Raw genomic sequence first — 14459 nt, forward strand, 5'->3', positions numbered from 1 at the left:
GGACGCGGAGCGTCCCGGGATGCATTCCCACGCAGACGGTTCGACGCCTCGACGTGGGAACGATCAGTGTCAAATGTTCTGGCGATCGCCTTTCGGATCGAAGAACACCGAAGAAACGATTTCCGCCTCGATCACGCTGCCATCCGCCAGCGGTGCGAACACCCGCTCGCCCAGACGCTTCAGACCGCCCTTCACCACGCCCATGGCAAACGAATAGCCGAGGGAGTTGTGCGCGTAGCTGGAGGTCACGTGGCCGACCATGGTCATTGGGATCGACTGCTTGGTGTTGAACACCAGCTGTGCACCTTCCGGCAGCCATACGTTCGGATCGATCGGCTTCAGACCCACCAGCTGTTTACGCTGGTCACGCACGCAGTCTTCACGGTTCATGCCGCGCTGGCCGATCCACGAGAACGGTTTGGTGCGACCGACGCACCAGCCCATGTTCAGGTCGTCCGGGGTCATCGAGCCGTCGGTGTCCTGGCCGACGATGATGAAGCCCTTCTCGGCCCGCAGGACGTGCATGGTCTCGGTGCCGTACGGCGTCAGGTTGTACTGCTTGCCGGCCTCGACGATTTTTTCCAGCACGCCCATCGCGTAGTCGGCCTGGACGTTGACTTCGTACGACAGCTCACCGGTGAACGAGATACGGAACACCCGCGCCGGCACACCGCCGACCAGACCTTCTTTCCAGGTCATGAACGGGAAGGCTTCGTTGGCCAGGTCGATGTCGGTCACGGCGCTGAGCAGCTTGCGGCTGTTCGGGCCGGACAGGGTCATGGTCGCCCAGTGGTCGGTGACGGAGGTGAAGTAGACCTTCATCTCTGGCCATTCGGTCTGGTGGTACAGCTCCAGCCACTGCAGTACGCGAGCCGCGCCGCCGGTGGTGGTGGTCATGACGAAATGGTTGTCGGCCAGACACGCCGTCACACCGTCGTCGAAGACCATGCCGTCTTCCTTGCACATCAGGCCGTAACGGGCCTTGCCCACGTCGAGCTTGGTCCAGGCGTTGGTGTACACGCGGTTGAGGAACTCACGGGCGTCCGGGCCCTGGATGTCGATCTTGCCCAGGGTCGAAGCGTCCAGCAGACCGACGCTGTCGCGCACAGCCTTGCATTCGCGTTTGACCGCGGCATGCATGTCTTCGCCGTTTTTCGGGAAGTACCACGGACGTTTCCACTGGCCGACGTCTTCGAACTCGGCGCCGTTTTTCAGGTGCCATTGATGCAGTGCGGTGTAGCGCACCGGTTCAAAGATGTGCCCGCAGTGACGACCGGCCACAGCGCCAAACGTCACCGGCGTGTAATTCGGACGGAACATCGTGGTGCCCATCTGCGGGATGGTCACGTTCAGCGAACGGGCGGCAATCGCCAGGCCGTTGACGTTGCCGAGCTTGCCCTGATCGGTGCCGAAGCCCAGCGCGGTGTAGCGTTTGACGTGCTCGACCGATTCGAAACCTTCGCGGGTCGCCAGTTCGATGGCGGCGGCGGTCACGTCGTTCTGCAGGTCGACGAATTGCTTCGGCGCCCGTGCGGTGGCTTTTTCGTGCGGCACCTGGAACAGCGCCAGCGTCGGTTCTTCCAGACGGCTCAAGGCTTTCGGCAGGACCGCTTCGACGCTCTGGAACCCGGCTTCGGACGCTGCGCGCACGCCGCCTTCAAAACCGTCAGCCAGCGAATCGCCAAGGCCATAGACGCCGTTGATGCCGCCGACGCACACGCGTTTCTGCGGTGCTTCGCCCGGTACGAAACCGAGGATGTCTTCGCGCCAGATCGGCTTGCCGCCGAGGTGCGACGCCAGGTGAACCACCGGGCTGTAACCGCCGGAGCTGGCGATCAGGTCGCAGTCGAGCCATTCGCCCGGGCTGGTGACCTTGTGGCCTTTGACATCGATCGCCGCCACGCGGGCAGCTGTCACGTGCTTGCTGCCACGGGCCTCGATCACGGCGCTGCCGGTGAGGATGCGAATGCCTTTGGCGCGCGCTTCTTCAACCAGTGCACCGCGCGGATTGCTGCGGGCGTCGGCGATGGCGACCACTTGCAGGCTTGCGTCGAGCCAGTCCAGCGCCACGCGGTAGGCGTGATCGTTGTTGGTCGACAGCACCAGTTTTTTGCCCGGCGCCACGCCGTAACGACGCACGTAAGTCGAGACGGCACCGGCGAGCATGTTGCCCGGCACATCGTTGTTGCCGTAGACCAGCGGACGCTCGTGAGCACCGGTCGCCAGCACCACACGCTTGGCGCGGACGCGGTGGATGCGCTGACGCACCTGGCCGATCGGAGCGCGGTCGCCGAGGTGATCGGTGAGGCGTTCGTGAATGGTCAGGAAGTTGTGGTCGTGGTAACCGTTGACCGTGGCGCGCGGCAACAGCAGCACGTCCGGAGTGTTCTTCAATTCGGCAACGACACTGGCAACCCACTCCACGGCTGGCTTGCCGTCGAGGCTTTCGCGGGAGTCGAGCAGGCTGCCGCCGAACTCTTCCTGTTCATCGGCGATGATCACCCGGGCACCGCTGCGTGCAGCGGCCAGGGCAGCGGCCAGACCGGCCGGGCCGGCGCCGACGATCAGCACGTCGCAGTGCTGGTTCATGTAGTCGTAGGTGTCCGGATCGTTCTCGGTCGGCGAGCGGCCAAGACCGGCAGCCTTACGAATGTACTTCTCGTAAGTCATCCAGAACGATTGCGGATACATGAAGGTTTTGTAGTAGAAGCCCGGCGGCATCAGCTTGCCGCCGACCTTGCCGAGAATCCCCATCATGTCGTTGTTGACGCTCGGCCAGCCGTTGGTGCTGGTGGCGACCAGGCCCTGGTACAACGCCTGTTGCGTGGCGCGCACGTTAGGGATCTGAGTGGCTTCGGTAGCACCGATCTGCAGCACCGCGTTCGGCTCTTCGGCACCGGCGGCGAAGATGCCGCGCGGACGCGAATACTTGAAGCTGCGGCCAATGATGTCGACGCCGTTGGCCAGCAGGGCTGCGGCCAGCGAGTCGCCTTCAAAACCTTTGTAGGTCTGGCCGTTGAAGGTGAAGCTCAGCACTTTGTTGCGGTCGATCCGTCCACCGTTGGACAGGCGATTGGTCTGGCTCATACCTTCTCTCCCAGCGCCGTCGTGGCTGTTTTCGCAGTGTCAGCCTTGTCGGTGAATTGCGGCTTGGTGCCGATCTTGTAGGTTTCGAGAATCTCGTAGGTCACGGTGTCGCGGGTGACGTTGAAGTACTGGCGGCAACCGGCGACGTGATCCCACAACTCGTGGTGCAGACCGCGCGGGTTGTCGCGGAAGAACATGTAGTCGCCCCACTCCTCGTCGGTGCAGCTTGCAGGGTCCAGAGGACGCGGGATGTGCGCTTGGCCGGATGCGTGGAATTCCTCTTCGGAGCGCAGTTCGCCGCAGTGAGGACAGAAGATATGCAACATGGGATTTCTCCTGTTAGTGGGCGACAGCCGCAGCGCCGTGTTCGTCGATCAACGCACCGTTGTGGAAACGGTCGATGGAGAAAGGTGCGGCCAGCGGGTGCATTTCACCCTTGGCCAGGCTTGCGGCAAACACGTTGCCCGAGCCAGGTGTGGCCTTGAAGCCACCGGTGCCCCAACCGCAGTTGAAGAACATGTTCGGGACCGGGGTTTTCGAAATGATCGGGCAAGCGTCCGGCGTGGTGTCGACGATGCCGCCCCACTGACGGTTCATGCGCACCCGCGACAGCACCGGGAACATCTCGACGATGGCCTGAATGGTGTGCTCGATCACCGGGTACGAACCGCGCTGGCCGTAGCCGTTGTAGCCGTCGATACCGGCGCCGATCACCAGGTCGCCCTTGTCGGACTGGCTGATGTAGCCGTGCACGGCATTGGACATGATCACGCTGTCGATGATCGGTTTGATCGGCTCGGACACCAGCGCTTGCAGCGGATGGGATTCGATCGGCAGACGGAAACCGGCGAGCTTGGCCATGTGCCCGGAGTTACCGGCGGTGACCACGCCGACGCGCTTGGCGCCGATGAAGCCCTTGTTGGTTTCGACACCGATGCACACGCCGTTTTCCTTGCGGAAACCGATCACTTCGGTCTGCTGGATCAGGTCCACGCCGAGGGCGTCGGCGGCCCGGGCAAAGCCCCAGGCCACGGCATCGTGACGGGCCACGCCGCCGCGACGCTGAACGGTTGCGCCCATCACCGGGTAGCGGGTGTTTTTCGAGCAGTCGAGGTACGGAATTTCGTCCGCGACCTGCTTGGCGTTGAGCAGTTCGCCGTCGACGCCGTTGAGGCGGTTGGCGCTGACCCGACGCTCGGAATCACGGATGTCCTGCAGGGTGTGGCACAGGTTGTAGACGCCGCGCTGGGAGAACATCACGTTGTAGTTCAGGTCTTGCGACAGGCCTTCCCACAGTTTCATCGCGTGTTCGTACAGGTGCGCCGACTCGTCCCACAGGTAGTTGGAGCGAACGATGGTGGTGTTGCGCGCGGTGTTACCGCCGCCCAGCCAGCCCTTCTCGACCACGGCCACGTTGGTGATGCCGTGCTCTTTGGCCAGATAGTAGGCCGTCGCCAGACCGTGCCCGCCGCCGCCGACGATGACCACGTCGTAGACCTTTTTCGGGGTCGGCGTGCGCCACATGCGCTGCCAGTTTTCGTGGTGGCTGAGGGAGTGTTTGAAGAGGCCGAAGCCCGAATAGCGTTGCATAGTCATATACTCCAGAACGCTCAGCGATAAACCGGGAAGTCAGCGCACAGGGCCGAAACCTGCTGGGCGACGTTGGCCTCGACATCGGCATCGCCGAGGTTGTCGAGGATGTCGCAGATCCAGCCGGCCAGCGTCACGCACTGGGTCACCTTGAAGCCGCGGGTGGTCACCGCCGGGGTGCCGATGCGCAGGCCGGAGGTCACGAACGGCGACTGCGGGTCGTTCGGTACGGCGTTCTTGTTGACGGTGATGTGAGCGCGACCGAGGGCGGCGTCGGCGTCCTTACCGGTGAGGCCCTGACGGATCAGGCTGACCAGGAACAGGTGGTTGTCGGTGCCGCCGGACACTACATCGTAGCCACGTTTGATAAATACGCTCGCCATCGCCTGGGCGTTGTCGATCACTTGTTGCTGATAGGCCTTGAAGCCTGGCTCCAGCGCTTCCTTGAAGCACACGGCCTTGCCGGCGATGACGTGCATCAGCGGGCCGCCCTGAGCGCCGGGGAATACCGCGGCGTTGAGCTTCTTCTCGATTTCTTCGTTGGACTTGGCCAGGATCAGGCCGCCACGCGGACCGCGCAGGGTCTTGTGGGTGGTGGTGGTGACCACGTCGGCATACGGCAGCGGGTTCGGGTACAGACCGGCAGCCACCAGACCGGCGACGTGGGCCATGTCGACGAACAGCAACGCACCGACCTTGTCGGCGATCTGACGGAAGCGTGGGAAGTCGAGGGTTTTCGAGTAGGCCGAGAAACCGGCGACGATCATTTTCGGTTTGCACTCGACGGCCAGACGCTCGACTTCGTCGTAATCGATCAGACCGGTCTTGGTATCGATGCCGTACTGCACGGCGTTGTACAGCTTGCCCGAGGACGAGACCTTGGCGCCGTGGGTCAGGTGACCGCCGTGGGCCAGGCTCATGCCCAGAATGGTGTCGCCCGCTTGCAGCAGGGCCAGGTACACGGCGCTGTTGGCCGAAGAACCGGAGTGCGGCTGGACGTTGGCGTAATCGGCGCCGAACAGTTGCTTGGCGCGTTCGATGGCCAGGGCTTCAACCTTGTCGACGTGCTCGCAGCCACCGTAGTAGCGCTTGCCCGGATAGCCTTCGGCGTATTTGTTGGTCAGGCCGCTGCCTTGCGCTTCCATCACGCGTTTGCTGGTGTAGTTCTCCGACGCGATCAGCTCGATGTGATCTTCCTGACGTTGCTCCTCGGCATTCATCGCCGCCAGCAGTGCATCGTCGTAACCCTGGATCTGGTCTTGCTTGCTGAACATCGCGTCTCTCCCAGCGGCATCTGTGCGCCATTCGTCTCGGTAAGGCACGGCGTTCAGCCAATGCCCTTTGATGCGATGGTATGGCCGGCGCAGGGAGGTCAAATGCCTACGGACGCCACGCAAAGGTGCGTTTACGACATGACGGGGACGACGGACTCAAACAAGCAGCTGGCGCAAGGCCAGAAGAACCACGAAATGCGCGGGATAGAGCGCATACGCCCAGCGCCGCATGGGTGGCGCGTGGAGGCAAGTGGCGTGTCGCAACAGGAACATTCCGAGCAGTGGCGCCATCAGGCAGGTCGCAATCCCGAGGATGGCGACCAGGTTGCCGAACTGCGCGGATTCGTAGAGCACCCGCCACTGATTCGCCGCCAGACACACCAGCCCCGGCAGCAGGCTGAAAAACCAGGGTTTGCGAAACACCAGCAACATCGCCAGCGGCAGCAGGACGCCGAACAGACCGAACATCAGTCGCTCCTGGAACATTGCAGCCACCAGCAAAGCACTGACGCCCAGCAGTCGTGAAATCAATGTTGGATCCTGCCAGCCCCGCGCCACCAGCAAGCCCAGCGCCAGCGTGGGCATCACGTTCAAGGTGTCGGGCTCGGGAATGTACAAGCGGTAGGGAATTTCACTCACAGCGCTGAACAGCAACAGCCAGCCCAGATAGCGCCATTCGGTCTTGCGCGCGCCGTCCCGTGCCAGATTCGCCGCCATCGCCAGACAGAACCACGGGAACGCCAGCCGTCCCGGCACATACAGCCAATCGGCGCTGATCCCGACATATCGCAGGTGATCGAGCAGCATGCTCAGCAGCGCCAGCCACTTGAGCAGATCGAGTGCGCCGTCGCGCTGGCTCAGGTGCATAATCGGCTCGCATCCTTGTAAAGTTCTGACAGCGACATCCCGTGTGCTCCCCGGATGATCTTCGGTACAGTGCGCACCATCATTGACCCCACGAAGCGCCACAAGCGCCTCGATCACGGAAGCCGGCCATGACCGACAAGAGCCAACAATTCGCCAGCGACAACTACTCCGGTATCTGCCCCGAAGCCTGGGCTGCCATGGAACAGGCCAACCACGGCCACCAGCGCGCCTATGGCGACGATGAGTGGACAGCACGCGCCTCCGATTATTTCCGCAAGCTGTTCGAGACCGACTGCGAAGTGTTCTTCGCCTTCAACGGCACCGCCGCCAACTCCCTCGCGCTGTCGTCGCTGTGCCAGAGTTACCACAGCGTGATCTGCTCGGAAACCGCCCACGTCGAAACCGACGAATGCGGCGCACCGGAATTCTTCTCCAACGGTTCGAAACTGCTGATCGCCGGCACCGAAAACGGCAAGATCACCCCGGCCTCGATCCGCGAAGTCGCCCTCAAACGCCAGGACATCCATTACCCGAAACCGCGCGTCGTGACCCTGACCCAGGCCACCGAGGTCGGCAGCGTCTACACCCCGGAAGAAGTCCGCGCCATCAGCGACACCTGCAAGGAACTGGGCCTGAACCTGCACATGGACGGCGCGCGTTTCTCCAACGCCTGCGCATTCCTCGGCTGCTCGCCGGCAGACCTGACCTGGAAGGCCGGCGTCGACGTGCTGTGCTTCGGCGGCACGAAAAACGGCATGGCGGTGGGTGAGGCGATCCTGTTCTTCAACCACAAACTGGCCGAAGACTTCGACTACCGCTGCAAACAGGCCGGGCAGCTTGCGTCAAAGATGCGCTTCCTGTCGGCGCCGTGGGTCGGCATCCTGGAAAACGACGCCTGGCTCAAATACGCCCGCCACGCCAACCACTGCGCGCAACTGTTGGCCGAACTGGTCAGCGACATCCCGGGCGTGGAGCTGATGTTCCCGGTCCAGGCCAACGGCGTGTTCCTGCAACTCTCGGAACCGGCCATCGCCGCCCTGACCGCACGCGGCTGGCGCTTCTACACCTTCATCGGCAAGGGCGGCGCCCGCTTCATGTGCTCGTGGGACACCGAAGAAGAACGCGTCCGCGAACTGGCGCGCGACATCCGCGAAGTCATGTCAGCCTGATTCCCTCCTCCTTGATCGTTCCCACGCTCCGCGTGGGAATGCCTCCCGGGACGCTCCGCGTTCCTGCCGCACCGCCGATGCAACGCCGAACACCGTCATGACGCGGAGCGTCAAGGGCCGCATTCCCACGCAGAGCGTGGGAACGATCACGACTCAAAGCTACAGATGATTTTTCCCACCGCCGCTACAGACTTCGCCTCTAGCGCGATCACTCCGGCCACCTCACTCTGATCGTTCCCACGTCGAGGCGTCGAACCGTGTGCGTCGGAGTGCATCCGGGGACGCTCCGCGTTCCTCTCAACAGCACCGCAAGATTCAAGGATGAATCCCATGGGCCGAAGCCGCTACACCATCACCGAACCCGAAAAGCCTCACTTCCTGACCTGCACGCTGGTGGAGTGGCTTCCACTGTTCGTCCGCCCTTACCTCGTCGACCACCTGCTCAACTGTTGGCGCTATCAACAAACCCACCAGCAACTGAAGCTCTACGGCTACGTGATCCTGGAAAACCACCTGCATTTCGTCGCCCAGGCGCCTGACCTGAGTAAATGCCTGAGCCAGTTCAAATCCTTCACAGCCCGACAGATCATTGATGACCTGCAAAACAGGGGTGCAGAAAGAGCATTGAAGCGCCTTCGCTTCAGCAAACGGGCACACAAGGAAGATCGGGTGTATCAGATGTGGCAGGAAGGTGCTCACGCGGAGATGGTCTACAGCGAAGAAGTCATGCGCCAGAAACTCGATTACATCCACAACAACCCGGTAAAGCGTGGTTATGTGGAGCTGCCGGAGCACTGGCGGTATTCGAGCGCCCGAAACTATGCAGGGCTGGACGGGCTGATCGAGGTTCAGCGCTGGTACTGAAGCTCCCGCTATCCCACACGCAGATCGTTCCCACGCTCTGCGTGGGAATGCATACCGGGACGCTCCGCGTTCCTGCCGCACCACCGATGCAACGCCAGGCATCGTCATGACGCGGAGCGTCAAAGGCTGCATTCCCACGCGGAGCGTGGGAACGATCTGGCTCCCTCCCGTTTCAGCTCCATCGTCTACATTGTCTGTCGAGCCATCGCTCATATAACAATAAGCAGGAGCTTGCGCATGTCGCTAAAAGGCAAAACCTTGTTCATCACCGGCGCCAGCCGTGGCATCGGGCGCGAGATTGCGCTGCGGGCTGCACAGGACGGGGCCAATATCGTGATCGCGGCCAAGAGCGCCGAGCCCCACGCCAAGTTGCCCGGCACCATCCACAGCGTCGCCGCTGAAGTCGAAGCGGCCGGCGGCAAGGCCCTGGCGCTGCAACTGGATGTGCGTGATGAAGACGCGGTGCGTCAGGCGCTGGCTCAGGCCAATGAACATTTCGGTGGGATAGATGCGCTGGTGAACAACGCCGGGGCGATCAAGTTGACCGGTGTGCAGCATATCGAGCTCAAGCGTTTCGACCTGATGCACCAGATCAACACCCGCGCGGTGTTGCTGTGCAGTCAGGCCGCCCTGCCCTATCTGAAGAAATCCTCCGGGCACATCCTCAACCTGTCACCGCCGCTGAATCTGGCCAGCAAATGGTTCGCGCAATACAGCCCCTACACCGTGACCAAGTACGGCATGAGCATGCTGACGGTGGGGATGAGCGAGGAATTTGCCAACTATGGGATCAGCGTCAATTCGCTGTGGCCGCAGACCATGATCGCCACGGCGGCGATCGAGTTTCAGCTGGGCAATCGCGAGTCGTTCAAGCATGCGCGCACGCCAGCGATCATGGCGGATGCCGCGCATGTGATTTTGAGCAGTAGCGAGCGGCGTATTACCGGGGAGTTGCTGATTGATGAGGAGATTTTGCGGGAGAGCGGCGTGACGGAGTTTGATCATTACCGCTTTGAACCGGGAAGTGATGCGAAGTTGATGACGGATTTGTTCGTCGATTGAACGACAAACCTGTGGGACCGAGCCTGTTCGGTCCCACAGGTTTCATCCGGCATCAGTACTCGATACGAACATCCCCCTTCGGCACGCTGCAGCAAGAAAGAATGTACCCCTCCGCCTCGTCGTCCTCGGTGATCCCGCCGTTGTGATCCATCTCCACTTCGCCGCCCAGCTTGAGCACCTTGCACGTCCCGCAGATCCCCATGCCGCAGGCTTTCGGGATCATCAGGCCGACCTTCGCAGCCGCCGCATGCACGGTTTCGCCCGGGGCAACGCGGATGCTCTTGTCCGATGAGGTGAATTCCACCAGGTGCAGATCCGCCGCCGGCACTTCCGGTGCTTCCGCTGCCTGTTCCGCCTGCTCCACCGCATCGGCGCGGGCTTCCGGTGGCGTGGCGCCGAAGGATTCCTCGTGATAGCGCTTCATGTCGTAGCCGGCGTTTTCCAGCAGGCGCTTGACCGCCGTCATGTACGGCGTCGGGCCGCAGCAGAAGACTTCGCGCTCGAGGAAGTCCGGCACCATCAGTTCCAGCATCTTGTGGTTGAGGTAGCCGCGATAGCCGGCCCACGGCTCGCCCAGCCCGTGTTTCTCGCAGATCAGGTGCAGGCTGAAGTTGTCGATCCGCGACGCCATGTGTTCCAGCTCGCGGTGGTAAATGATGTCTTTCGGCGAGCGGGCGCTGTGGATGAACGTCATGTCGACGTTGCCGTTGGTGTCGTAGAACCAGCGCGCCATCGACATGCACGGCGTGATGCCGACACCGCCGCTCAGGTACAGCACTTTCGGGCTCGGGAAATCGATGGCGTTGAACAGCCCGACCGGCCCGTGCACCGCCAGTTCCTGGCCTTCGTGCAACGTGTCGTGCAGCCAGTTGGACACCTTGCCCCCCGGCACCCGTTTGATGGTCACCGAAAAGCTGTACGGCACCGACGGCGAGCTGGAGATGGTGTACGAACGCATGATCGGCTGGCCTTCGATTTCCAGCTCCAGGGTCACGAATTGCCCGGGCTTGAAGAAGAACAGGATCGGCTGGTCGGCCATGAAGCAGAAGGTGCGCACATCCCAGGTTTCCTGGATGACTTTGACGCAACGGACGATGTGTCGGCCATTGGCCCAGGTCTGGGTGGTGACCGGATTCAGGAAGCTGTTCGACATGCTGTTCTCCACGGCCGACTGTCGGCCTTCATGTGGCGATTCTGCGTATAGCGCAGACGCCCCGTTTACCTATCCGCGACATTGACATACTTATCGCGACCAGCCCCCAACCACCGGGGGTTGCGCGTCGGGAACAGATTGCACCATGTCGCCCATGGATAAGGTTCCGGGCAGCGGCGGCCCCACACTCGCCCCCAACACAAACAGATTCTTTACACCTTGCGCTGCAACCCTGATCAGCCACTTTCGCGGCCACGCAGATGGCCTTGAGGATTACATCGATGGACACCGCAAAAATCAGCCTGGGCGACCCGCTGGAACCCGCACGCAAGGCCACCGCACAAATGCTGCAGGAGCGCGAGCGCACCTACTCCCTGCCGCAGCCGTTCTACAGTGACGAGCGTCTGTTCGATATCGACATGCAGGAGATCTTCCAGAAAGAGTGGTTGATCGCCGGCATGACCTGCGAAATCCCGGCCAAGGGCAACTACATCACGCTGCAGATCGGCAAGAACCCGATCATCGTCATTCGCGGCGCCGAAGGCGTGGTGCACGCATTCCACAACGTCTGCCGCCACCGTGGCTCGCGCCTGTGCACCAGCGACAAGGGCAAGGTCGCCAAACTGGTCTGCCACTACCACCAGTGGACGTATGAACTGGACGGCCGCCTGCTGTTCGCCGGCACCGAAATGGGCGCCGACTTCGACATGAAGCAGTACGGCCTCAAACCGGTGAACGTGAAGACGGCCGGCGGCTACATCTTCATCAGCCTGGCGGAGAACCCGCCGGCCATCGATGACTTCCTGTCGACGCTGAACCACTACATGGAACCGTACGACATGGAGAACACCAAGGTGGCGATTACCACCACCTTGATGGAGAAGGCCAACTGGAAACTGGTGCTGGAAAACAACCGCGAGTGCTACCACTGCGGCGGTTCGCACCCTGAATTGCTGAAAACCCTGCTGGAATGGGACGACGTCACCGACCCGCGCGCCGATCAGGCGTTCAAGGATCACGTCGCCGCCTCCGCTGCTGCCTGGGAAGCCGAGAAGATCCCTTACGCCCACGCCAGTTTCGGCCTGCGCAACCGCATCGTGCGCATGCCGCTGCTCAAGGGCACCGTGTCGATGACCATGGACGGCAAACAGGGCTGCGCCAAGCTGATGGGCCGGATCAAGAACCCGGACCTGGGCTCGATGCGCATCCTGCACCTGCCGCACTCATGGAACCACTGCATGGGCGACCACATCATCGTGTTCACCGTGTGGCCGATCAGCGCCCAGGAAACCATGGTCACCACCAAGTGGCTGGTGCACAAGGATGCGGTCGAAGGCGTGGACTACGACGTCGAACGCATGCGCCAGGTGTGGGACGCGACCAACGATCAGGACCGTCGTCTGGCCGAAGAAAACCAGCGCGGGATCAACTCCACCGCATACCAGCCGGGCCCGTACTCGAAGACTTATGAATTCGGCGTGGTCAACTTCGTGGACTGGTACAGCGAGCGGATGCTGAGCAATCTCGGGGCCGAACCTGCGCCCTATCTCAAGGGGGTTCCGGTTCAGGGTTAATCCCTGCCGTTAAACAAGACCCGCAGACGTCGTCCGACGCTGCGGGTTTCTTTTTTCATGCCTTACGGCGCCATGATTCTCATGCTCGAAACCTGGCCATCCAGCGTATTGCTCGGACCGCCCCGAATAACGCGGTAGGCACCCGCGTTATAACTTCTCTCGAAGCTGCCAATGACCACCGGTGTCGTAATGTCGCTCAAGAAATCCACCCTTGCGTAACCCTGGTTTTCATTCATGTTTTTATTTCCATAGACCATGAAACTGGAGCCTGCCTTGGCTTTAAGAACCTTCGCGGAGCGCGCTTCATCGTTATCACAGTCACCACTGAAGTTGAAGGCTCGGGTAGTCGCAAGGTTTACCGAACACACAACATTCTGAGTAGCAGAATTCCCCTCATAGAACACTACGCTCGCGTCACGAAAGTCGCCTGGCGCGGGGGTTTTACCTATCGAGATACGCGAGATTTTTCCATCCAGACCATTATTACGAACATGGGTCACTTTGATTTCGGCGCTTTCAAAGTTGGTCTCGAAACTGCCGAGCTTTACTGACTCATTGATCCCGATATCACGCTTGACATCAACAAAGGTGTAATCGTCACTGGTATTGCCACCGGTAGAGTCATAAACACTCAGACGCGTACCTTTGGCGATCCCGCGCAACTCAAGCGAGCGCGCCTCGTCTTTCTCACAGCCTCGTGCAGGCAAGCTGAAATCAAGATCCTGCCCCGCCGGAACCACGCAGGCAGTATCACCGGTTTTATCAGTGTGGTTTTTTTCATAGAAGTAAAAACCACCCTGGGTCAGCGCTGCCGCATAAGGGAACGCATCACCGGTCTGGTTGAAATCGATCGTCATGAAGCTCGGTGCAGTGCGTTTGCCCAAGGCGCTTGCACAATGGTTGTCGACTCGACGCTCAAGCCACGTCAGGTTGTTATCCGTGTCGCCTGCATGCGGCGCTGTTGCGCCCCAGGCGTGGAACTGGTTCATCACGAACAGGCGCGGCCATCTCTCAAATCCGCTCGCTGCCACCGTCGGATAGTAATTCGTCCAGCGCGACGGGCAACTCCAGTCATGCTTGAGCGAAGTAATGCCCAGGTCCCAGTAGTTCTGGCTTTCCCACTTGTTATCAAGCAGTACATTGACGGTTTTGCCACTGACCGGATAAACACCGTCGTGTCGGTCAGTGAGGATCACCAGACGCTTGCCAGTGCCGATCATTTGTTCAAGGGTGGGCCAGGTGGCCGAGTTCTTGTAGACCGCTGGATCAAATACCCAGTCCGCCAGTCCCGGTACCTGACTGATTGCGCGAGTCAGGCTGGCCTTTTCCACCCGGGTTTCCAGCAATAGTGTCACCACGGCATTGGGATTGCTGCGCAGGAAAGGCAGGAACACGTTGTTCAGCGCATCGGCAAACTTCGTGTTCGTGCCGATATTGCAAGCACCCGGATCTTTAGGGGTATGGCACAGATAAGCATCCGCCTCGCCACTCGAAGTACCGGGGTGCAAGTCCAGCATGAAACCACGCACACCACGATTGAGCTGAGTGCGCATGTCATCCAGATAACCGTTGTGAGCCGTGACCCACGAATATTCATTAAATGGCTTCTTGAAGTTATTGATACCCGGCGCCGTTTCAGCGGCGGATACTAATGACGTAGAACCAAGCTGGGCACACAAGAGCCCCAGCGACAATACTGTTTTGTTGATAGTAAACATTGTTCAATCTTCCATGATACAAGTCCCGACAATCGAATGACTGCCGGCAACTTATTAACCGAAAAATTAAACGAGCCGTATATCGAATATATCGTTCAGAA

The 14459-nt window shown here is 60.9% G+C and carries 11 protein-coding genes; 4 read left to right on the top strand and 7 right to left on the bottom strand.

The genetic code is table 11. The features are described from left to right. Nucleotides 1-69: 69 nt before the first annotated feature. The 5 genes from AC0R79_RS28045 to AC0R79_RS28065 form a co-directional block, all read right to left on the bottom strand. The gene (locus tag AC0R79_RS28045; RefSeq protein WP_085608922.1) at nt 70-3087 is read right to left on the bottom strand and encodes a sarcosine oxidase subunit alpha; all 3018 of its coding nucleotides are present in this window, start codon (nt 3085-3087) and stop codon (nt 70-72) included. Then, nucleotides 3084-3413: a sarcosine oxidase subunit delta gene (locus tag AC0R79_RS28050; RefSeq protein ID WP_007959805.1), complete on the bottom strand. Its 330-nt coding sequence runs from the start codon at nt 3411-3413 to the stop codon at nt 3084-3086. The genes AC0R79_RS28045 and AC0R79_RS28050 overlap by 4 nt, the downstream gene beginning before the upstream one ends. A 13-nt stretch (nt 3414-3426) precedes the next feature. After that, nucleotides 3427-4677, bottom strand: coding sequence for a sarcosine oxidase subunit beta (locus tag AC0R79_RS28055; RefSeq protein ID WP_003206307.1), 1251 nt, complete (start codon nt 4675-4677; stop codon nt 3427-3429). Nucleotides 4678-4697: 20 nt separating this feature from the next. Beyond that, a complete protein-coding gene (gene glyA / locus AC0R79_RS28060) occupies nt 4698-5951 on the bottom strand; it encodes a serine hydroxymethyltransferase (protein ID WP_007959804.1) in 1254 nt (417 codons plus the stop codon). Nucleotides 5952-6107: 156 nt separating this feature from the next. Further along, the gene (locus AC0R79_RS28065) at nt 6108-6818 is read right to left on the bottom strand and encodes a TraX family protein (RefSeq protein ID WP_474732550.1); all 711 of its coding nucleotides are present in this window, start codon (nt 6816-6818) and stop codon (nt 6108-6110) included. A gap of 128 nt (nt 6819-6946) precedes the next feature. Between AC0R79_RS28065 and AC0R79_RS28070 the strand changes: the two genes are divergently transcribed. The 3 genes from AC0R79_RS28070 (at nt 6947) to AC0R79_RS28080 (ending at nt 9913) form a co-directional block, all read left to right on the top strand. Continuing rightward, nucleotides 6947-7987 carry a threonine aldolase family protein gene (locus AC0R79_RS28070; protein WP_007959802.1) on the top strand — a complete coding sequence of 347 codons (1041 nt, stop codon included), beginning with the start codon at nt 6947-6949 and terminating at the stop codon, nt 7985-7987. Between the two features lie 330 nt (nt 7988-8317). After that, nucleotides 8318-8851, top strand: coding sequence for an REP-associated tyrosine transposase (locus AC0R79_RS28075; RefSeq protein ID WP_039768014.1), 534 nt, complete (start codon nt 8318-8320; stop codon nt 8849-8851). A 237-nt stretch (nt 8852-9088) separates the two neighbouring features. After that, entirely contained in the window at nt 9089-9913 is an 825-nt protein-coding gene (locus tag AC0R79_RS28080) for an SDR family oxidoreductase (RefSeq protein ID WP_474732551.1), read from the top strand. Between the two features lie 52 nt (nt 9914-9965). On the opposite strand, the gene gbcB is transcribed toward AC0R79_RS28080, so the two are convergent. Then, a complete protein-coding gene (gene gbcB / locus AC0R79_RS28085) occupies nt 9966-11066 on the bottom strand; it encodes a glycine-betaine demethylase subunit GbcB (protein WP_007959796.1) in 1101 nt (366 codons plus the stop codon). A 281-nt stretch (nt 11067-11347) separates the two neighbouring features. Here gbcB and gbcA point away from each other — a divergent pair, with 281 nt between their 5' ends. After that, nucleotides 11348-12640: a glycine-betaine demethylase subunit GbcA gene (gene gbcA / locus AC0R79_RS28090; RefSeq protein ID WP_127800304.1), complete on the top strand. Its 1293-nt coding sequence runs from the start codon at nt 11348-11350 to the stop codon at nt 12638-12640. Nucleotides 12641-12702: 62 nt separating this feature from the next. Here gbcA and AC0R79_RS28095 read toward each other — a convergent pair whose 3' ends face one another. Beyond that, nucleotides 12703-14358 (bottom strand): phosphoinositide-specific phospholipase C-related protein, encoded by a 1656-nt coding sequence (locus tag AC0R79_RS28095; RefSeq protein ID WP_474732552.1) that lies wholly within the window; start codon nt 14356-14358, stop codon nt 12703-12705. Nucleotides 14359-14459 lie beyond the last annotated feature (101 nt).

It is taken from the genome of Pseudomonas sp. HD57-3 (assembly GCF_056113135.1).